This window comes from Rhizobium sp. R634, from assembly GCF_002211305.1.
GTDB lineage: Bacteria > Pseudomonadota > Alphaproteobacteria > Rhizobiales > Rhizobiaceae > Rhizobium.
In genome coordinates this window covers 70,005-85,414 of sequence record NZ_LOKW01000025.1, presented here as the reverse complement: position 1 = coordinate 85,414, position 15,410 = coordinate 70,005, and the positions used below count along the sequence as shown (strand labels likewise).

13 protein-coding genes are annotated in these 15,410 nt (G+C 61.2%); 6 read left to right on the top strand and 7 right to left on the bottom strand.

The features are described 5' to 3' along the window. Nucleotides 1-115: 115 nt before the first annotated feature. Together ATY77_RS23410 and htpX are read right to left on the bottom strand one after the other, a co-directional pair. Complete coding sequence (locus ATY77_RS23410; protein WP_088689054.1) at nt 116-1,504, bottom strand: RsmB/NOP family class I SAM-dependent RNA methyltransferase; 1,389 nt, start codon at nt 1,502-1,504, stop codon at nt 116-118. After that, nucleotides 1,495-2,448 (bottom strand): zinc metalloprotease HtpX, encoded by a 954-nt coding sequence (htpX, locus tag ATY77_RS23405; protein WP_088689053.1) that lies wholly within the window; start codon nt 2,446-2,448, stop codon nt 1,495-1,497. Before htpX ends, ATY77_RS23410 begins: the two co-directional genes overlap by 10 nt. A gap of 111 nt (nt 2,449-2,559) precedes the next feature. Here htpX and ATY77_RS23400 point away from each other — a divergent pair, with 111 nt between their 5' ends. Both ATY77_RS23400 and ATY77_RS23395 read left to right on the top strand, forming a co-directional pair. Then, nucleotides 2,560-2,784, top strand: a complete 225-nt coding sequence (locus tag ATY77_RS23400) for a DUF1674 domain-containing protein (RefSeq protein WP_088689052.1) — start codon at nt 2,560-2,562, stop codon at nt 2,782-2,784. A 372-nt stretch (nt 2,785-3,156) separates the two neighbouring features. Next, nucleotides 3,157-3,336, top strand: a complete 180-nt coding sequence (locus tag ATY77_RS23395) for a DUF1508 domain-containing protein (protein WP_245314392.1) — start codon at nt 3,157-3,159, stop codon at nt 3,334-3,336. Nucleotides 3,337-3,399: 63 nt separating this feature from the next. Here ATY77_RS23395 and acs read toward each other — a convergent pair whose 3' ends face one another. Beyond that, nucleotides 3,400-5,355: an acetate--CoA ligase gene (gene acs / locus ATY77_RS23390; protein WP_088689051.1), complete on the bottom strand. Its 1,956-nt coding sequence runs from the start codon at nt 5,353-5,355 to the stop codon at nt 3,400-3,402. Nucleotides 5,356-5,584: 229 nt separating this feature from the next. Here acs and ATY77_RS23385 point away from each other — a divergent pair, with 229 nt between their 5' ends. Next, entirely contained in the window at nt 5,585-6,286 is a 702-nt protein-coding gene (locus tag ATY77_RS23385) for a DUF1013 domain-containing protein (protein WP_088675408.1), read from the top strand. Nucleotides 6,287-6,369: 83 nt separating this feature from the next. Here the strand turns inward: ATY77_RS23385 and ATY77_RS23380 are convergent, their stop codons facing one another. The 3 genes from ATY77_RS23380 to ATY77_RS23370 form a co-directional block, all read right to left on the bottom strand. After that, nucleotides 6,370-7,305, bottom strand: a complete 936-nt coding sequence (locus ATY77_RS23380; RefSeq protein WP_088675407.1) for a flagellin — start codon at nt 7,303-7,305, stop codon at nt 6,370-6,372. A 154-nt stretch (nt 7,306-7,459) separates the two neighbouring features. Continuing rightward, the gene (locus ATY77_RS23375; protein WP_088689050.1) at nt 7,460-9,370 is read right to left on the bottom strand and encodes a propionyl-CoA synthetase; all 1,911 of its coding nucleotides are present in this window, start codon (nt 9,368-9,370) and stop codon (nt 7,460-7,462) included. Between the two features lie 83 nt (nt 9,371-9,453). Further along, nucleotides 9,454-10,113, bottom strand: coding sequence for a YggS family pyridoxal phosphate-dependent enzyme (locus ATY77_RS23370; RefSeq protein ID WP_088689049.1), 660 nt, complete (start codon nt 10,111-10,113; stop codon nt 9,454-9,456). Between the two features lie 201 nt (nt 10,114-10,314). On the opposite strand from ATY77_RS23370, the gene leuS reads away from it, so the two are divergent. Genes leuS through holA form a run of 3 tightly spaced genes read left to right on the top strand, consistent with a single transcriptional unit; the run spans nt 10,315 to nt 14,507 of the window. Further along, nucleotides 10,315-12,945 (top strand): leucine--tRNA ligase, encoded by a 2,631-nt coding sequence (gene leuS / locus ATY77_RS23365; RefSeq protein ID WP_088689048.1) that lies wholly within the window; start codon nt 10,315-10,317, stop codon nt 12,943-12,945. Further along, complete coding sequence (gene lptE / locus ATY77_RS23360) at nt 12,935-13,456, top strand: LPS assembly lipoprotein LptE (RefSeq protein WP_088689047.1); 522 nt, start codon at nt 12,935-12,937, stop codon at nt 13,454-13,456. The genes leuS and lptE overlap by 11 nt, the downstream gene beginning before the upstream one ends. Before the next feature lie 10 nt (nt 13,457-13,466). After that, nucleotides 13,467-14,507 carry a DNA polymerase III subunit delta gene (gene holA, locus ATY77_RS23355; protein ID WP_088689046.1) on the top strand — a complete coding sequence of 347 codons (1,041 nt, stop codon included), beginning with the start codon at nt 13,467-13,469 and terminating at the stop codon, nt 14,505-14,507. On the opposite strand, the gene ATY77_RS23350 is transcribed toward holA, so the two are convergent. Continuing rightward, nucleotides 14,508-15,389, bottom strand: a complete 882-nt coding sequence (locus tag ATY77_RS23350) for a ParB/RepB/Spo0J family partition protein (protein ID WP_088689045.1) — start codon at nt 15,387-15,389, stop codon at nt 14,508-14,510. Between the last annotated feature and the right edge of the window lie 21 nt (nt 15,390-15,410).

Below are 15,410 nucleotides of genomic sequence, written 5' to 3'. Positions count from 1 at the left end.
TAGGTGAAAAGCGGCCGATTTCATCGCCCGCAATGAATTAATTTGTGACAAGGTTCGAATATACTCAAATTCATGCGCGCCGCCGGAGATTATCCAACGGTTCTCGGAGCTGCGATTACGCTGTTCGACGCAGCACGGCCGCATAGAAGCCGTCGAGGCCGGAGGCAACACCACCGGTCATTTTCAGCATTGTGGGGAGGGTGCGGAATTCCCCGAGCGGCGTGACCGCCGCTTCGAGGCCCGGCCAGTCACGGGCGTCGATCGCAACGCGCTCGACCGCATCCGTACCGGCGAGAATACGGGCAACGACCTCTTCGCCTTCTGCCGGATCGAGCGAGCAGTTCGAGAAAACCAGCATGCCGCCCGGCTTCAGCAAAGTCAGCGCATGACGCAGCAGCCGCTCCTGCAGCGCCGCAAGCCGGGCGATATCGTCAGGCCCTTTGGTCCACAGCACGTCGGGATGCCGGCGGGTGGTACCGGTCGAGGAGCAGGGGGCGTCGAGCAGGATCGCATCGAAGCGCTCGGCCGGCTCGAATTTGGTCAGGTCCGTCGCGATCGTCTCGGCCTTCAGGCCAAGCCGTTCCAGGTTCGACCGCAGCCGTCTTAGCCGGCTTTCCGATTGGTCGAGGGCGGTGACGGCAGCCCCGGCAAGGATGAGCTGCGCCGTCTTGCCGCCGGGCGCGGCACAGAGATCGGCAGCGCGTTTACCCGAGAGATCGCCGAAAAGCTTGGCCGGAATGCTGGCCGCCGCATCCTGCACCCACCATGTGCCCTCGTCGAAACCTTCGAGCAAGGGAATGCCGCCTTCGAAGGCCGCAAGCCTCACGCCGCCCGTCGGCAGAACGACGCCGTTCAGGCGCTTCGCCCAATCTTCGGGTGCGGATTTGACGGTCAGATCGATCGCGGCGGGCTCGAGCTGGGATTCGGAAATCGCCAGCGCCGCTTCCCCGCCATAGGCTTTCTCCAGCCTCGCAATGAACCAGGCCGGCATCGGCGCAACCTTGCCGATCTCTTCCAGCACCTCGTTCTTCTCGCGGCCGAGACGGCGCAGGATGGCATTGACCAGCTTGGCGAAACGGCGATTGCGCGGATCCTGATTGGCCTGTTCGACGGCAAGATCGACGGCCGAATGATCGGGCACATCGAGATAGAGGATCTGCGCCGCGCCGATGGCGAGAACGTGATGCAGCGCCCGCGCGCCCTCAGGCAGCGGCGAATCCAGGAGGGCGGCGATTGCCGCGTCGATGCGCGGCAGATGGCGAAGTGTGGTATTCAGGATGGCGCGCACAAGCGCCCGATCGCCCTCGCCCAGCGCCTTATAGGCGGGATTGCCATGTTCGTGGTCGAGAGCGCCGTCGAGCGGCAGCTTGCGGTCGACCACGGCAGCCAGGATTTTCGCCGCCGCGGCCCGGGCCTGCAGGCCGGGCTTATCAGGCACCGATCGGGGCGCGGAGGGCTTCTGTTTGCGGAATGGCTTCTTCGTGCCGTCAGAATTCAAGACCACGGACCTTTTGGCGGTTGCGAACCACCGCGACCCGTATTCGGAACAGAGCGCGATTTGCGCGACGGATTAGCAGCACGGACCGGCCCAGTCGAGACATTCATGCCGCCCTGCGCCATCTCCTGCAGCGCGGCGATGCGGTTTTCGGTATTCGGATGCGTGGAAAACAGATTGTCCATGCGCTCGCCGGAGAGCGGATTGATGATGAACATATGCGCCGTCGCCGGATTGCGTTCGGCGTCTTCGTTCGGGACATGCGCAGCACCCCGCGCGATCTTGCCGAGCGCCGAGGCGAGCCAGAGCGGGTTGCCGCAGATCTCGGCGCCGCGCCGGTCGGCCGAATATTCGCGCGTGCGGCTGATCGCCATCTGCACCAGCATGGCGGCGAGCGGCGCCACGATCATCGCGACGAGGACGCCGATGAAACCGAGCGGATTGTTGTTCTCGCGGTTGCCGCCGAAGAAGAAGGCGAAATTGCCGAGCATCGAGATCGCACCGGCAAGCGTTGCCGTGATCGTCATGGTCAGCGTGTCGCGGTTTTGGATATGGGCAAGCTCATGCGCCATTACGCCGGCGACCTCCTCCGGGGACAATGCTTGCAGCAGACCCGTCGAGGCGGCGACGGCGGCATTTTCGGGATTGCGGCCGGTGGCGAAGGCATTCGGCTGCGGGCTGTCGTAGAGATAGACCTTCGGCATCGGCAGGCCGGCATTGCGAGCGAGATCGCGCACGATCGCAAAGAATTCCGGCGCGTTGCGTTCATCGACCTGCTGGGCGCGGTAGGCCGAAAGCACCATGCGGTCGGAGTTCCAGTAGGAGAAGAAATTCATGCCGGCGGCAATGACGAATGCGATCATCATGCCGGCCCGACCGCCGATCAGGAAGCCGACAAACATGAAAAGCGCCGTCATGAAGGCGAGCAACATGGCAGTGCGGACAAGGTTCATCGCGGATCTCCATCTCCGATTTCGGCGTCACGAGCTTTCAATCCCGGTGCCGGCGCATTATGATTTGGTTATTCACCCGCCATTTTCAATGTTTTCCGGCAGGAGAAGCCAATGCAGGAAGCCGACAACGACAACAGCGAAATCCCGGCCGCCGAGGGATCGGAGCCGCCGCGCAAGATGCTCTCTCCGGCTGCCCGGCGTGCGCTTGCCGAAGCCGAGGAACGGCGGAAGAACCAGAAGCCCCTGGAACTGCCGCCCGAGATCGGCGGCCGCGGCGGCGCCGAGCCCGCCCGCTTCGGCGACTACGAGATCAATGGTAGGGCGATCGATTTCTGATTCGGTCCCGAAGACGAGACTTCATCTACATTTTGTGATTTGTCCGTCAATCGAAACAAAGTCAGAAAATCATATAATACACTGATTTATCTACAATAATTTACTTTTTCGCAATTTTCAAGGCATCTACATGTTGGGTTTCTTGACTCCGCTGAGCGAATCCTCCTTACTTCGCTTTAGCAAAGAAAAAGCCGCCACCCCCCCGACCAAGGAAAAGTGACGGCTTTGGATTTGCATCCCGCCTATTGCGTTAGGCGCGGGACGCGGCATCCGTACAACAGTATTGAGTCAGAGATTATCGCCGTGGTCAAGCCTAACGTTTTCAAACGTAAGGAGGCCAATGTGGCCACACGTACATACCCATCCTATTGGATGTATAAGGATGCCCGTAACGAATGGCGTTGGAAGTATGATGCTTCCAACGCTAAGACCATTGCAGTTAGTAGTGAAGGCTATGTCAAGCGTGCTGACTGCGAACGGAGCATTGAAATCATGAAGGCGTCCTATGATAGCCCCGTTTGGTTTCCAGCTGATCTAGCTAACGCCGCATAAAGGCACTTGATTTTCCAACGTGAAAGAGAAGGCCGCTCCAACAACGAGGAGCGGCCTTTCTGTTTAGGCAGTCACTTTGTTCTGCCGGTTGGCGATCAGATCGTCGACGACAGCGGGATCGGCAAGCGTCGAGGTATCGCCGAGAGCGCCGAAATCGTCCTCGGCGATCTTGCGCAGGATGCGGCGCATGATCTTACCGGAGCGGGTTTTCGGCAGGCCGGGCGCGAACTGGATCTTATCGGGCGCGGCGATCGGTCCGATTTCGGTACGCACATGTTTCACCAGTTCCTGGCGAAGCGTGTCGGTGCCTTCGTGGCCGGCCATCAGCGTCACGTAGCAATAGATGCCCTGACCCTTGATCGAGTGCGGATAGCCGACCACCGCGGCCTCCGACACCAGATTATGCGAGACGAGGGCGGACTCCACCTCCGCCGTTCCGAGCCGGTGGCCGGAGACGTTGAGTACGTCGTCGACACGGCCGGTGATCCAGTAATAGCCGTCTTCGTCGCGCCGGCAGCCGTCGCCGGTGAAATACTTGCCCTTGTAGGTGGAGAAATAAGTCTGGATGAAGCGGTCGTGATCGCCATAGACGGTGCGCATCTGGCCCGGCCAGCTGTCGGCGATGCAGAGATTGCCGTCGGCGGGGCCTTCCAGCACCTTGCCCTCATTGTCGACCAGCTCAGGCTTGACGCCGAAGAACGGCACCGTCGCCGAACCCGGCTTCAGATCGGTGGCGCCCGGCAGCGGCGTGATCATATGGCCGCCGGTTTCCGTCTGCCACCAGGTATCGATGACCGGGCAGCGCTTGTCGCCGACGACGTTATAATACCATTCCCAGGCTTCCGGGTTGATCGGTTCGCCCACAGTGCCGAGCAGCCGCAGCGACGAACGCGAAGAGCGCGTGACGAATTCGTCGCCGGCGCCCATCAGCGAGCGGATCGCCGTCGGCGCGGTATAGAAGATATTGACCTTGTGTTTGTCGATGACTTCCCAGAAACGGCCCTGATCGGGGAAGTTCGGCACGCCCTCGAACATCAGCGTCGTTGCGCAGTTCGCCAGCGGCCCATAGACGATATAGGAATGGCCGGTGACCCAGCCGACATCGGCCGTGCACCAATAGATGTCGCCATGATGATAGTCGAAGACATATTCATGCGTCATTGAGGCATAGACGAGATAGCCGCCCGTCGTGTGCAGCACGCCCTTCGGCTTGCCTGTCGAACCTGACGTGTAAAGAATGAAGAGCGGATCTTCCGCCCTCATCTTTACCGGCGGGCATTCCGGCTTCACCGTGGCGACTTCCTGGTGATACCAGAGATCGCGGCCCGGCGCCCAGCCGGTCTTGCCGCCGGTACGGCGCACGACCAGCACCTTGTTGACATGCACATGCTGGCGGGCGGCGATGTGGATCGCCGTATCCGTATTGTCCTTCAGCGGCACCGGTTTGCCGCCGCGCAGACCTTCGTCGCAGGTGATGACGAAGGTGGATTCGCAGTCGACGATGCGCCCGGCCAGCGCTTCCGGCGAGAAGCCGCCGAAGACGACAGAATGCACCGCGCCGATGCGGGCGCAGGCAAGCATCGCGTAAGCCGCCTCGGGAACCATCGGCATGTAGATGGTGACGCGATCGCCCTTCTTCACGCCGTGCTTCTTCAGCACGTTCGCCATCCGGCAGACATGCTCGTAGAGCTCGTTATAGGTGATCTTCTTGTCGATATAGGGATTGTCGCCTTCCCAGATGATCGCCACCTGGTCGCCATTCGTCTTCAGATGGCGGTCGATACAATTGTAGGAAACGTTGGTCTGCCCGTCCTCGAACCACTTGATCGAGACCCTGCCGGTAAAGGAGGTGTTCTTGACTTTGGTATAGGGCTTGAACCAGTCGATCCGCTTGCCGTGTTTGCCCCAGAACTTGTCCGGATCCTCGACGCTCTCCTCGTACCATTTCAGGTACTTTTCCTTATCGATCAGGGCACGCGCCTTTACCGGCTTCGGCACCGGATGGATCTTCTCCGACATGGAACTCCTCCTCATGGGACATGCGACGGGCCAAGCGATTTATGAGCCCGGACTTCAAATCACGGCAATTCATAGCAGGTCGCATCGCCACGGCAATTAGACAAAGGTCATTTGATTTCGGAAGAATTGCAATTCTGCGACAGTACGGTTATATAGCGGCATATTTCCCGGACATTGTGGTGACAATCCACGGACCGCGACCGGCGCGGACGATAGAAGGACTATATCCATGGCTCAAACATTGCTCATGCCGAAGGCGACCGCCATCTGGCTTGTCGACAACACGGCGCTGTCTTTCGATCAGATCGCGCAGTTCTGCAAACTGCATCCGTTGGAAGTCAAGGCGATCGCCGATGGCGAAGCCGCCCAGGGCATCAAGGGCCTTGATCCGATCTCGACGGGACAGCTTTCCCGTGACGAAATCGCCCGCGCCGAAGCCAATCCGAACCACAAGCTTAAGCTTTCCGAACCGAAGGTGCGCGTGCCGGAATCCAAGCGCCGCGGCCCGCGCTATACGCCGGTCTCCAAGCGCCAGGACCGCCCGAACGCCATTCTCTGGCTCGTTCGCAACCATCCGGAGCTGAAGGACGCGCAGATTTCCCGCCTCGTCGGCACGACGAAATCGACCATCGAGCAGATCCGCGAGCGCACACACTGGAATTCCGCAAACCTGGCGCCGATGGATCCCGTCACGCTCGGCCTCTGCAGCCAGATCGATCTCGATATGGAAGTGGAAAAGGCTTCCAAGGGCCGTCCGCTGCCGACCGCCGCCGAGCTTGGCGCAACGCTGCAATCGGCCCAGGAAACCGAGCGCCTGACCCCGAGCTATGAGCGCGAAGAGGAAAAGGAAATCGACGCCGATGCCGTCTTCCGCAAGCTGAGCTCGCTGCGCTCGGCCCCGAAGGACGAAGACGACGAAGATCAGTACTGAGATATCAGCTGCCACATCAAAAACCCCGCCGGATGGAATGAACCGCCCGGCGGGGTTTTTTATTGGGGATCGCCTGTCCCGGATCAGCTGCGGAACAGCGTGAGGATGTTCTGTGCCGAGCTATTGGCGATCGAAAGCGACTGGATGCCAAGCTGCTGCTGCGTCTGCAATGCAGAGAGCTTGCTCGATTCTTCTTCCATATCCGCATCGACCAGGCGGCCGATGCCCGAATCGATGGAATCGTGAAGACCGCTGACGAAATTCTCCTGCAGCTGGATACGGGTCGAGATCGAACCCAGAGCCGAGCCGGCCGCGGTCATGGCTCCGAGCACCAGTTCGATGCCGGTCAGAGCCGAATCGAGCTGGCCCTGGGTGAAATTGGTGATGTCGAGCGCATAGATCGACGGCATGACGATGACCGTGCCGCCATAGGTCCCATTGAAGGCGGTTCCGATGATGCCGCTGGTGGTCTCGATCGCACCGGTGGAGGTCATGCCGAAGAGCACGTTTCCGAGCGTGCCCGAGTTCAGTACGTAATCCGTCATTTTCACCGAAACCGCATTGCTGCCGTCGCGGACGAAGGAAGAGACGACGCTCTTCGTGCCGGAAGCACCGGCGACCCAGTTCTCACCGGAGAAGGAAGCCGACTGAGCGATGCTCAGGAGCTGCTCCTGCAGCTGGTCGAGTTCCTGCTGGATCTTGGTCTTGTCGACGCCTTTTTCCGTGGCGGCGACGATCTTCGCCTTGATTTCGCTGACGACATCAAGAGCGCTGTCCATGGCGGCATAGGCGGTATCGACCTTGGCCGCGCCAAGACCGAGGGCATCGGAGACGGCCGAAAGCGCCTTGTTGTCCGAACGCATGGTCGTTGCGATCGACCAGTAGGCGGCATTGTCGGCCGCCTTCTCCACACGATACCCTGAGGAGACGCGACCCTGGGTGTCCTTGAGGCTATCGTTTACACCACGCAAAGTCTGCAGCGCTGCCATGGCAGCGTTGTTCGTGAGGATACTTGTCATGATCCGTCCCACAATCGTTGAGAAAGGGCATTCCGGACTGAGCCGGTAACGGCGACCGCGTCATGCAAAGCCTGCTGTGCAAGCCATTGCCGTTAACAAATCCTTGCGCAACATGGTTAATAATTTCTCAATTAGACTTTCGGAATGATTAATTTCACATCGGCAGGGAGCCGAAACCGCGTTTGCGCAGCGCCTCGGCGATCTCCTCCAAAGTCGCCGGATCATCAATGGTCGCAGGCATTTTCCACGGTATGCCGTCGGCGATTTTCTGCATCGTGCCACGCAGAATTTTTCCGGAGCGCGTCTTCGGCAATCGGTTAACGGTAATGGCCGTTTTGAAGGCCGCAACAGGCCCGATCGATTCGCGAATCATCGCCACGACCTCTGATTCGATCACCGCGGTTTCACGGGAAACATCCCGTTTCGGCACCAGGAAACCGCAGGGCGCCTGGCCCTTCAGCACGTCGTTCACGCCGATCACAGCGCATTCGGCGACATCGGGATGGCGCGCGCAGACCTCCTCCATCGCGCCGGTCGAAAGCCGATGACCGGCGCAATTGATGATGTCGTCGGTGCGCGACATGATGAAGAGATAGCCGTCCTCATCGACATAGCCGGCATCGGCCGTCTTGTAGGAACCCGGAAACTCGTCGAGATAGGCCGACCGAAAACGGTCGTCGGCCTTCCGCGGGGTCGGCAGGCAGCCCGGTGACAAGGGAAGCTTTATGACGATGTTGCCGAGCGTTCCCGCCTCGACCGGATGGCCGGCATCGTCGAGCACCGCGATGTCGTAGCCGGGCATCGGCAGCGTCGGCGAGCCGTGTTTGACGGGGAGGGCGCCGAGACCGAGCGGGTTCGCGGCGATCGGCCAGCCGGTCTCCGTCTGCCACCAGTGATCGATCACGGGCGCGCCGAGCATGCGCTCCGCCCATTTCAGCGTCTCCGGATCCGCCCTCTCGCCGGCGAGAAACAGCGCCCGGAAATCCGGCATGGAATATTTCCGCAGCAGTTCGCCCGCGCCATCCTCCCGCCGGATGGCGCGGAATGCGGTCGGCGCCGTAAAGAGAACGCGCACCTGATATTCCGAGACGATCCGCCAGAATGCGCCGGCATCCGGGGTCCCCACAGGCTTTCCCTCGAAGATCAGCGTCGTCACGCCCGCAATCAGCGGGGCATAGACGATATAGGAATGCCCGACGACCCAGCCGATATCGGAAGCCGTCCAGAAGACTTCGCCGGGCTTCAAGCCGTAGATATTCCGCATCGACCAGCTGAGCGCGACCATATGGCCGCCATTGTCGCGCACGACGCCCTTCGGCTGCCCCGTCGTACCCGACGTGTAGAGAATGTAGAGCGGGTCGGTCGCCTTGACGGAAACGCAGGCAATCTCGGCGCCGCGGTGGCGCGCCACCGCTGCCTCGAAATCCTGATCGCGGCCGCTGACGAGATCTGCCCGAAGCTCGGGCCGCTGCAGCACCAGGCAGTGCCCGGGCTTCGCTTGCGCGATCTCGGTCGCCTGATCCACCAAGGGTTTGTAGGCGACGGTGCGGCCGGGCTCGAGCCCGCAGCTCGCAGTGATCACCAGCTTGGCTCCGCTGTCGTCGATGCGCGCCGCAAGCTCGCTGGCGGCGAAGCCGCCGAAAACGACGGAATGGACAGCGCCGATGCGGGCGCAGGCGAGCATGGAAAACACCGCCTGCGGCACCATCGGCATATAGAGGATCACACGGTCGCCCTTGCCGATGCCGAACTCGAGCAGCGTCGCTGCGATCGCCTTCACCTCGGCAAGCGCCTCGTCATAGGTGAAACGGCGTTTCTCGCCGGTCATCGCGCTGTCGAAGAGGATCGCCGTCTCGCTGCCGCGTCCGGCGGCCACGTGCCGGTCCAGACAATTATGGCAGGTATTGGTTTCGGCCCCCGAAAACCAGCGGCCATAGACGCCGTCATCGGGCGAAAATATCCGCTCCGGCGGCTTGAACCAGTCGATATCGGCGGCGGCTTCGCGCCAAAAGGCTTCGGGATCGCGTTTCCAGGCCGCATAGACCTGATGATAGCCGTTCTGCATCTGCTCCTCCCCAGGACATGCAAAGCCTCGATATTAATCTAGGCAGCGGCGAGGGGAACGGGAAGCCCGACCAAAGCAGAGTATCAGCGCGCGCCGAAAATCGCCGACCCGACACGCACGCTGGTGGCGCCGAAGGCGATCGCCGTCTCGTAATCGCCGGACATGCCCATGGAGAGCTTTTCAACGCCGCATTTCAGGGCGAGCTTCGCTAGAAGCGCGAAATGCGGCCCCGGATTTTCCTCGGCCGGCGGAATGCACATCAACCCCTCGATGGACAGGCCGAGTTCATCGCGGCAGAGCGTGACGAAGGCCGGCGTCTCCTCCGGAGCGATGCCCGCCTTCTGCGGCTCGAGGCCGGTATTGACCTGGATGTAGAGCCGGCGCGTCTTGCCTTGCCGCTTCATTTCGTCCGCCAGGGCGCGGGCGATCTTTTCCCGGTCGACGGTCTCGATGACATCGAAAAGCGCCACGGCATCCGCCGCCTTGTTCGATTGCAGCGGCCCGATCAGATGCAGTTCGATATCGGGATGCTCGACCTTCAGCGCCGGCCACTTGCCCTGGCTTTCCTGCACCCGGTTTTCGCCGAAGACCCGCTGCCCGGCATCGATCGCCGGGCGGATCGCCTCCGCCTCGAATGTCTTCGACACGGCCACGAGCTGAACGGAGCCAGCCGGACGGCCTGCCTGGCGTTCCCCGGCCGCGATCCGCGACCGCACCTCGTCCAAGCGCTCTTGAAGTTCCATTGTTCTGCCTCGACATATCAGCGTGAAAAGAATGGCAATGAACTAGCCAGCCATTCTGTGCTTGCCAAGACCCGCTTTCGCGAAATCGCTTGCGCCACATGAAGATCGGACGCTTGCAGCGCCTGCAAAACTTGACGCTACCGTGGTTTCGTGGTGAAGGTCTCGACCAACCTCCCCTGATTTTCCGGAATTTCGAATACGATGGCCACCGAACGTTATAATCCGCGCGATGCCGAGCCCCGCTGGCAGCAGAAATGGAACGAAGACAAGGTCTTCGAAACCGACAATTCAGATCCGCGCGAAAAATATTACGTCCTCGAAATGTTCCCCTATCCCTCGGGGCGCATTCACATGGGCCATGTCCGCAATTACGCCATGGGCGATGTCGTCGCCCGCTACAAGCGCGCCCGCGGCTATAACGTCCTGCATCCGATGGGCTGGGACGCCTTCGGCATGCCGGCCGAAAACGCCGCCATGGAACGCGGCGTCCATCCGGCTTCGTGGACCTACCAGAACATCGCCTCGATGAAGGCGCAGCTGAAGGCCATGGGACTTTCGCTGGATTGGAGCCGCGAATTCGCCACCTGCGACGTCGAATATTACCAGCACCAGCAGCATCTCTTCGTGGATTTCCTGGAGAAGGGTTTGGTCTACCGCAAGCAGTCGAAAGTGAACTGGGATCCGGTCGACAACACCGTGCTCGCCAATGAACAGGTGATCGACGGCCGCGGCTGGCGTTCCGGCGCGCTGGTCGAACAGCGCGAACTGACGCAGTGGTTCTTCAAGATCACCGATTTCAGCCAGGATCTGCTGGACGCGCTGGATACGCTCGACCAGTGGCCGGAAAAAGTCCGCCTGATGCAGAAGAACTGGATCGGCCGTTCGGAAGGCCTGACGATCCGCTGGGAGATCGTGCCGGAAACGGCGCCGGCCGGCGAGACGGAGATTACCGTCTATACGACCCGTCCGGACACGCTCTTCGGCGCTTCCTTCCTGGCGATCGCCGCCGATCACCCGCTGGCCAAGGACGCCGCCGCCAAGAACGCCGAAATCGAGGCTTTCTGCGAGGAATGCCGCCGCGCCGGCACTTCGCTCGCAGCGCTCGAAACTGCTGAAAAGAAGGGCTTGAACACCGGCATCCGCGTCCGCCATCCGCTCGATCCCTCTTGGGAGCTGCCCGTCTATATCGCCAATTTCGTGCTGATGGATTACGGCACGGGCGCGATCTTCGGCTGCCCGTCCGGCGACCAGCGCGACCTCGATTTCGCCCGGAAATACGGCCTGCCGGTCGTGCCCGTCGTCATGCCGAGCGACGGCGACGCCGCGAGCTTTTCCGTTGGCGATACCGCCTATGACGGCGATGGCGTCATGATCAATTCGCGCTTCCTCGACGGCAAGACGACGGAAGAGGCCTTTAATATCGTTGCCGACCAGCTGTCGGCCGCGTCGCTCGGCAACGCGCCGCAGGGCGAACGCAAGATCAATTTCCGCCTGCGCGACTGGGGCATTTCGCGTCAGCGCTATTGGGGCTGCCCGATCCCGGTCATCCATTGCGATGCCTGCGGCGTCGTGCCGGTGCCGAAGAAGGACCTGCCGGTGAAACTGCCGGAAGACGTCACCTTCGACCAGCCCGGCAATCCGCTCGACCGCCATCCGACGTGGCGCCACGTCGCCTGCCCGCATTGCGGCAAGGACGCGCGCCGCGAGACGGATACGATGGATACCTTCGTCGATTCGAGCTGGTATTTCACCCGCTTCACCGCGCCGTGGGAAGCCAAGCCCACAGATCCTGAGGCGGCTAATCGTTGGCTGCCGGTCGATCAGTATATCGGCGGCATCGAGCACGCGATCCTGCATCTGCTCTATTCCCGCTTCTTCACCCGCGCCATGCGCGAGACCGGCCATGTCGCGGCGAGTGAGCCTTTCAAAGGCCTCTTCACCCAGGGCATGGTCGTCCATGAGACCTACAGCCGCGGCGCCGGCGCCAGCCGCGAGTGGGTGGCCCCCGCCGATATCCGCATCGAAGAGCTCGACGGCAAACGCCGCGCCTTCCTGCTGACCTCAAGCGAGGAGGTCGCCATCGGCTCGATCGAGAAAATGTCGAAGTCGAAGAAGAACGTTGTCGATCCGGACGATATCATTGCCTCTTACGGGGCCGATACCGCCCGTTTCTTCGTTTTGTCCGACTCTCCGCCGGAGCGCGATGTCATCTGGTCGGAAGCCGGCGTCGAAGGCGCTCATCGCTTCACCCAGCGCCTGTGGCGGCTGATTTCCGAAGCCGCGGAAGCCTTGTCGGCCGTGACACCCGCGCCGGCCACAGAAGGCGAGGCGCTGGCGATCTCGCAGGCGGCGCATAAGACGCTGAAGGCCGTTCAGAACGACTACGACAAGCTCTGGTTCAACAAGGCCGTCGCCCGCATCTATGAGCTCGTCAATGCGCTCGCCGCGCCGCTGACGAAGGTTGCGGCAGGCGAGGGCGATGCCGCCTATCGCGCGGCGGTGCGTGACGCTGCCGAAATCCTGATCCAGCTCGTCGCGCCGATGACGCCGCATCTGGCCGAAGAATGCTGGGCCGCGCTCGGCAATGATGAGCTTCTCGCCCGTACGGACTGGCCGCGTTACGACGAAACGCTGGTGATGGAAAACGACGTCGTTCTGCCCGTGCAGATCAACGGCAAGAAGCGCGCTGAATTGACAATTTCTCGCGACGCAGATCAGAATGCCGTCACCAACGCCGTGCTGGATCTGGATGCGGTGAAGAACGCGCTGAACGGGCAGGCACCGAAGAAGATCATCGTGGTTCCCCAAAGGATTGTGAACATTGTCGTCTGATATCGCTTGCAAGCTGGCCCGCAATGCCGGCATCGCCATGATCCTTGCCGCCTCGGCTTTTCTTTCGGCCTGCCAGGTCCGGCCGCTTTATTCCGAGCAATCCGGCGTGGTCGAAAAGCTGTCCTCGGTCGGCTTTTCCGAGGCGGGCAGCCGGGTCGAGCAGCAGGTGCGCAACCGCCTGATCTTCCTGGCGTCACGTGGCGCCGGCGAAGCGGTCAACCCGCAATATGAGGTCGAGATGCACGCCACCTCGGCCGTTGCCGATACGCTGCTCGTCGAATCCTCCGACACGTCGCGAGCCGGCCGCGTGACCGTCAACGTCACCTACACGCTGCGTGCGACCTCCGACAATCATGTCATCAAGGCCGGCAGCCGCCAGGCGACCGCGCTGGTGGACTTCTCCGAGCAGGAATTCGCCAAGCAAAGGGCGATTCGTGACGCGGAAAACCGGGCGGCGGATCAGGCGGCAGAATTCGTAGGAGCCGATATCGCCGCCGCCCTCAGCCGTTGAGGGCGGAGATGTGGCGGAGATAAAGTCCCACGAATTCGAAAACTTTCTGCAGAAATCGGCGCGGAACTACCGGATCTTCGTCATTTACGGGCCGGACCGCGGTCTCGTATCCGAGCGCGCGAGCCAGCTCGCCGGCAAGACCGGTGTCGCCCTCGACGACCCTTTCTCGTTGACGAAGCTCGATATCGGCGACCTGCAGAAGGATCCCGGCAGGCTGGTTGACGAAGCCCAGTCCATCGGCCTGTTCGGCGGCGAGAAACTGATCTGGATTCGCGGCGCCGCCAACGAAAAATACCTGGTCGATTCATTGGCGCTGCTGGCCGAAAAGCCGCTCGAAGCCGCCCATCTGATCGTCGAAGCCGGCGATCTCAAGAAGGGATCACTGCTTCGCAAGGCGGCGGAAGCCGCCCGAGCGATCATGACGATCCCCTCCTATGCTGACGACAGTCGCGCTCTCAACGGATTGATAGACGTTGAACTCGGCGCGGAAAAGCTCGGCATTACGCCAGCCGCGCGCCAGGCGCTGGTCGCGTTGATCGGCGGCGATCGCATCGCTTCCCGCAACGAAGTGCGCAAGTTGGCGCTCTACTGCCGCGGCTTGGATACCATTGAAGAACATCACGTCACCGAAATAATCGGCGATGCGAGCGCCATCTCGGTTGACGACGCGGTGGACGCAATTCTCACCGGCGATCTGAACGCCTTTTTGCACGCGATGCAGAAGATCAGCAGCTCGAAGACGGCGATTTTCCTCGTGCTCCAGGCATGCCTGAAGCAATTTCAGCTTCTCGATACGATGCGCGCCGAAATGGAAGAGAAACGAATTCAAGCGCCGCAGATCATGCAGACAATGGGCCGGCATTTGCATTTTCGCCGCAAGCCGATTATCGAGCAGGCGCTGCGTCACTGGAGTGCGGAAAGCATTGCCCGTGAATCGAACCGCTTGCAGGCCGCTATCCTGCAGAGCCGGCGGCGCCAAGTGCTGGAAGACAGCGTCGCTATGCAGACGCTTCTCTCCACCACCCTGCAGTCGGGCCGTAAGTCAGCTTGATTAGCGCCGCTCGAGCAGGCGGCAGATCTCTTCGAGCTGCTCCAGCGATTTGTAGGAAATCTTGATCTGGCCACCGCTGGTCTTGTGATTGATCGAAACCTCAAGACCAAGCGCATCAGACAATGTTCTTTCCAGGGCCAGTGTGTCGGAATCCTTCTGATCCCGCCGCAAGGCCGGCTGCTGCGGCTCCGACTGCGCCTTGATGTTATTCTGCGCCAGTTTTTCCGCGTCGCGCACCGACATGCCCTTCGCGACGATGGTTCGAGCAAGGCTGGCGGGATCCGGCGTCGAAACAAGCGCACGCGCATGCCCGGCCGACAGGCTACCGGCGGCAAGCAGATCGCGCACCGGATCCGGCAGCTTCAAAAGCCGCAATGAATTGGCAACATGGCTGCGGCTCTTGCCGATGATTTCGCCGAGGTCGTTCTGGGTATAGCCATATTCAGCGATGAGTTGCTCGTAGCCCAAAGCCTCTTCAAGCGGATTGAGATCCGCCCGCTGGACGTTTTCGACGATCGCGATTTCCAGTGCGGTCTTGTCGTCGACATCACGGATAATGACCGGAATTTCGATCAGCCCGGCAAGCTGGGCGGCGCGCCAGCGCCGTTCGCCGGCGATGATCTCATACTGATCCCGACCCATCGTCCGCACGACGATGGGCTGCACGATGCCATGCTGGCGAATCGAACTGGCGAGATCGTGCAGCTCGGTATCGTCGAAGAAACGGCGAGGGTTGCGAGGGTTACGGCTGACGAACTCGATCGGAATCATCCTATCGGCACTGACAGCCCGGTCAGCTTCGACTGGAACAGGCTGATCCATTTCGCCGATCAGCGCCGCAAGGCCGCGGCCCAAACGTCTTTTCGATACATCGTCATTCATGACCTAGACCCTCATGCAATA